The organism is Methylobacterium tarhaniae, from assembly GCF_001043955.1.
Lineage (GTDB): Bacteria > Pseudomonadota > Alphaproteobacteria > Rhizobiales > Beijerinckiaceae > Methylobacterium > Methylobacterium tarhaniae.
This window is the reverse complement of record NZ_LABZ01000411.1, coordinates 1-504: the sequence shown is the minus strand read 5'-3', so window position 1 is coordinate 504 and position 504 is coordinate 1. Positions and strand designations below refer to the sequence as shown.

The window sequence follows — 504 nt, the reverse complement described above, 5'->3', positions numbered from 1 at the left end:
AAGGAGCATCTCGGCCTGCCCAACCGCGACGACGTCAAGACCGGCGTCATCACCTACAAGATCGCGGCGCATGCCGCCGACCTCGCCAAGGGCCACCCGGCCGCGCAACTGCGCGACGACGCCCTGTCGCGGGCCCGGTTCGACTTCCGCTGGGAGGACCAGTTCAACCTCTCCCTCGATCCGGACACGGCGCGGGCCTACCACGACGAGACCCTGCCGAAGGATGCCCACAAGGTCGCGCATTTCTGCTCGATGTGCGGGCCGAAATTCTGCTCGATGAAGATCACCCAGGACCTGCGCGCCGACGTGCTCGCCATGGAGGCCGCCGGCCGGGTGGTCGCGGAAGCCACACCCTTGAGCGAAGCGGAGCGGGTGGCCGGCATGGCCCAAAAATCGGCGGAATTCTTGGGCGAGGGCGGGAGGCTCTACGTCGAAGCCGGCGAGTAAGGACCCCGAACGATGCCGATGCAGGCCCCCGCCACCCCGCCCGGGCCTGCCCCGTCC

General features: G+C 69.0%; 1 protein-coding gene. It reads left to right on the top strand.

All coding sequences use genetic code 11. The features are described from left to right. A partial coding sequence (locus VQ03_RS30335; RefSeq protein WP_048454658.1) for a phosphomethylpyrimidine synthase ThiC occupies window positions 1–447 on the top strand: 447 nt, incomplete at its 5' end. Between the last annotated feature and the right edge of the window lie 57 nt (window positions 448–504).